General features: G+C 40.9%; 5 protein-coding genes. 1 reads left to right on the top strand and 4 read right to left on the bottom strand.

What is annotated here, in order from left to right; translation table 11 throughout:
- Nucleotides 1-531: 531 nt before the first annotated feature.
- The gene (locus ACFWE9_RS26185; RefSeq protein ID WP_230162772.1) at nucleotides 532-1,497 is read right to left on the bottom strand and encodes a quinone oxidoreductase family protein; all 966 of its coding nucleotides are present in this window, start codon (nucleotides 1,495-1,497) and stop codon (nucleotides 532-534) included.
- Nucleotides 1,498-1,623: 126 nt separating this feature from the next.
- Complete coding sequence (locus ACFWE9_RS26180) at nucleotides 1,624-1,770, bottom strand: hypothetical protein (RefSeq protein ID WP_230162774.1); 147 nt, start codon at nucleotides 1,768-1,770, stop codon at nucleotides 1,624-1,626.
- Nucleotides 1,771-1,928: 158 nt separating this feature from the next.
- On the opposite strand from ACFWE9_RS26180, the gene ACFWE9_RS26175 reads away from it, so the two are divergent.
- Nucleotides 1,929-2,453 (top strand): GNAT family N-acetyltransferase, encoded by a 525-nt coding sequence (locus tag ACFWE9_RS26175; RefSeq protein ID WP_230162776.1) that lies wholly within the window; start codon nucleotides 1,929-1,931, stop codon nucleotides 2,451-2,453.
- A gap of 131 nt (nucleotides 2,454-2,584) precedes the next feature.
- Here the strand turns inward: ACFWE9_RS26175 and ACFWE9_RS26170 are convergent, their stop codons facing one another.
- Nucleotides 2,585-3,415, bottom strand: coding sequence for an STAS domain-containing protein (locus tag ACFWE9_RS26170; protein WP_230162790.1), 831 nt, complete (start codon nucleotides 3,413-3,415; stop codon nucleotides 2,585-2,587).
- A 145-nt stretch (nucleotides 3,416-3,560) separates the two neighbouring features.
- Nucleotides 3,561-4,012 (bottom strand): Lrp/AsnC family transcriptional regulator (locus tag ACFWE9_RS26165; protein ID WP_377359571.1); only part of this gene is annotated, 452 nt, incomplete at its 5' end.

Here is a 4,012-nt window from a genome sequence, read left to right as displayed (position 1 = left end):
CAATCATACATCTTCCAAAAATATTTTTTCTAAAGATGCTACTTTTTCCGATTTAACGTGTATATGCGAAGACCAGTCTTTTCGATGACGACCTAACACCTATCATGTGTCTTGTGGATAAGGGGACTCCTTTAATAGCAAGGGCATTTAAAAGTGAGTTATCCAAGGACTAAAGATTTCTGCAAAAGGGGACTGAAAAAGAATCTGATCCTCAGTATGAATAAGGCATTTTACGGGGGAAAAATGGAATGAAAAAAGTCTATCATTCAATGGATAGCCTAGTTTGTAGACAAAAAGGTTACAAAAGGAGTTCTATCTCAATGTTAAAACAAAGTTGTTTGAAACGGGTGTGCGAGACTCCTGCGGAAAGCGAGTGCCTGAAGAGGAAATCAACATTCGAATTATATAATCTAAAAAAACACCCCGTAAATGTTAGTTTGGTGTCTAACATTTACGGGGCAGTTCAAACTCAATTATTATCGAGTTTTTCTACAGTCTAGAACTACCATTCAATAGATAGCCATCATCACTTTAAGGTATTAATAATATTTTCCCGGTGCTTTTCCGGCTTTCAAGTAGTCTATGGGCATCCGCTCCATTTTCCAACGAAAAAGTAGTCGGTTCATCAATGATGATTTTCCCTGACATGATCCATTCGAACAACTCTGCTGTTCTTCTTTTCCGTTCTTCATGTGTAGTCAATACGTTCCAGAGGTCTCCTCCTATTAATGCTTTGGATGTATCCATTAGCATTCTCGGATCGATCTTCTCTGGATCACCACCTGCCATTCCAAAGAACACGACAGTCCCTCTAGTCTTGGTTGCCTCGAAACTATCCAGCAAGGTTTGACCGACGGATTCATACACGAGGTCAACACCTTTTCCACCCGTTGCATCCTTAATCGAATTTACCCAGTCCGATCCGTAAAGAAAAACATGATCGGCACCCGTTTGTTTTGCAACAGCCGCTTTATCATTTGAAGAGGTTAAGCCAATGACTTGGGCGCCTTTCATCTTGGTCATCTGTGTCAGCAATTGACCGACTCCACCTGCAGCAGCATGAACCAGGACGGTTTCGCCTTGTTTAACTTGATAGCTGTCATGAGTCAAATATTGGGCAGTCAATCCTTGAAGTAAAACGGAAGCGGCTGTTTCAAAGGAAATGCCATCAGGAAGCGGTAAAAGCTTATCGGCTGGAACTGAAACCAGCTCTGCATTGGCATGGGGAACATCTGCAAACCCGACACGATCCCCAACTTTCACATGATGAACATCTTCCCCGACATATTCGATGACCCCTGCCCCTTCATAACCTAGAATAAATGGGGGTTCACCCACTAAATGATAATTCCCTTTCCTTCTATATACATCAGCAAAATTTAAGCCGATTGCTTTCATTCGAACGATCACTGTCGATTTTGAATGTTCAGGTTCCTCAATTTCTCGCGCATAAAGGACTTCCGGTTCGCCAAAATTATCAAAGACAAGTGCTTTCATCATCCTATCTCCCTTCAAAGGTTCTACATTCTTTAAGATATAGGATGAACCCCTTGATGGCAAGAAACACAAGTAACGAAAAATACCGCCCTGCCCTAAAAAGGCATAAGCGGTCATGATGAGCGATCAATCGGTATTGGTGCCTGGGCCGTTCTTTCGTTTATTCGCAGAAAATTCCTTACCGTGTGCTTCATGTTCTGCAATGATGTCCGCTTTCGGAATATGGTTATTCTTTTTCGGTGAGCCGGTACGGTTACGATGTTTTTTTCCCATGATCTATCTCCCCTTCATCCATTGCTTTTTAGGTTGAACCTAATGTTAGCTTGTCCGATTACCACCGAAAATACCGGAAAAATAGGCACTTCATAATAAAGGAAAAACCTTCATGAAGACCGAATAGATTGAATACTGATATATGAGGAGGGACAAAAATGTTTACTGTATTGAACACGGAAAGGTTACGCTTACGGGAAATTCATGAAAGTGATGCGGAAGCTCTTTTCCAATGTTTATCAAAAGATGAGGTCACCCGTTTTTATGGCCAAGATTCATTGGAAAATGTCGAACAGGCAAAGGATATTGTGGCCTCTTTCGCGAAGAACTATCTTGAAAAAAGAGCCATTCGATGGGGAATGGAACGTAAGGATACCCATGATTTGATCGGCACCATCGGTTTTCATGCACATAGCCCGAAATACAGACGGGCGGAAATCGGTTATGAAATCCATCCTGCACATTGGCGCAAAGGATTTGCGTCAGAGGCTCTTAAAGAAATCATCGCTTACGGTTTCAATGAGCTTGATTTAACTCGTATCGGCGCGGTTGTTTTTCCAGAGAACCAACCCTCCATCGATCTATTGGTAAAGCATGGCTTCATCCAGGAAGGAATTTTAAGGAGTTATATTTACCAAAATGGCATTCCGCATGATACATATATGTATTCTTTGCTGAAGTGATTCATCCCCCTCTATTGCAGACAAAGGGGGGCTCTTTTTCGTATTGAACATAGAGAGTTCATCCGCCTATTCCTTATCTTATCAGTGCAAGCAAACCAAAAAAAGCCACCGAACATGGCAGCTTCCAAGATTTAGTTCACTACAAGATAGTCCTTCAATGCCTGCTGCAGCGTCCCCTTTGTCTCTGCTTTATTTTCGAAATCGACCCCTGCACGGATCATTTTGGTGACCACTTCCGGGCGTAATCCAGTCACCACGGCTTTACACCCCATCATTGCCGTTCCTTCGAGGATATTCAATAAATGATTGATGATTTCAGCCTCCACTTCGATGATACCGGATAAGTCCAAGATCAAGGTCTGTATCCTTAATTTCCCTATCTCCAACAATACTTTTTCCTCAATTATCTTTATACGCGAATCATCGATTGTCCCGATTAACGGCAGGACGCAGGTGGAGGCTGTGATCGGAATGATTGGGACGGAGAGATTTTCCACCAAGTTTTGCTGGGCCAGAATCAATTTGTCTTTGTAATCCGAATAACTGACGAAAAAGGATTTAAGGAAAACATCAACCTTATCATTCATCTTTTTCTCTAAATCAAAAAAGACTTCCGACTCACTAAACACTTCTTGTGAATGTTCTAACTTATAAAGAAAGGTCCAAAGCGTTCTCCGGATCGCCTGGATCCATTCTAGCTTGAATGAGAGCGTCAAGGAGTGGGTTGCCCACGTTACTCCCTCTTTTTCGGCAAAAGTTATCATATCCACTTCATTCTGCTCCACGATATAGCGGATGAGCTTATGAGCATTATTCAAAAGGTCGACATTTCCAATCAGTAAGATTTCTTCGATTTTTTCTCTAACATTGACCGCTTCTGATAAAAGATATTCTTCAAATTCACTTTTATTTCGCAAAAGGAATTCCATTATTTTTTCTTCCTCATAAATAATACTCACTATTCCCCACTCCCTTTTTGTTCTCTTCAATTGTGATTTTTGTCACTGTTTACATTCTTTATCTGTCGAGTTTATTCCTGCTAATCGTACCCTTACTGGAAATTCCTTAATATGGATATTCGTCGGAACATATATAAATAAAACCGGGTTACATCTCTTCGCCTGCAAAAATTTTCTTCGTTGCGGAAGAAAAAATCAGATGGGTGGACGATTTTCCATATTTAATGGCTTCATCGACAAAGTCCTCCAATGTTTCCATGGAAAATGTACTTATTTTAATGAGATAACTGTACTGACCGGCTAACCGGTGGCACTCCAGAACATCTGGATGTCTCAAGCTAAAATTATAAAAGTCTTTACACCTATCTGTTTCAAATAAAATGAATGCTGTAATGCTCCTATCCAGTTTTTCAAGGGATATTTCCGTTTTATATCCCTTTATCACTCCGCTTTCCTCTAATTTATTAACACGTTCTTTAGCAGCAGGCGCTGTTAAGGAAACTTCATGTGCCAGTTCTTTCATTGATATGCGCCCATTATTCTCCAGCAAAGAAAGTATCTTTTTATCCGTTCGATCCAATCCATTCACCCTCACTTTTC

The sequence above is a fragment of the Peribacillus sp. NPDC060253 genome (genome assembly GCF_042727425.1).
GTDB lineage: Bacteria > Bacillota > Bacilli > Bacillales > DSM-1321 > Peribacillus.
The sequence above is the reverse complement of the archived record's forward strand: the minus strand, read 5'-3'. Positions and strand labels throughout refer to the sequence as shown.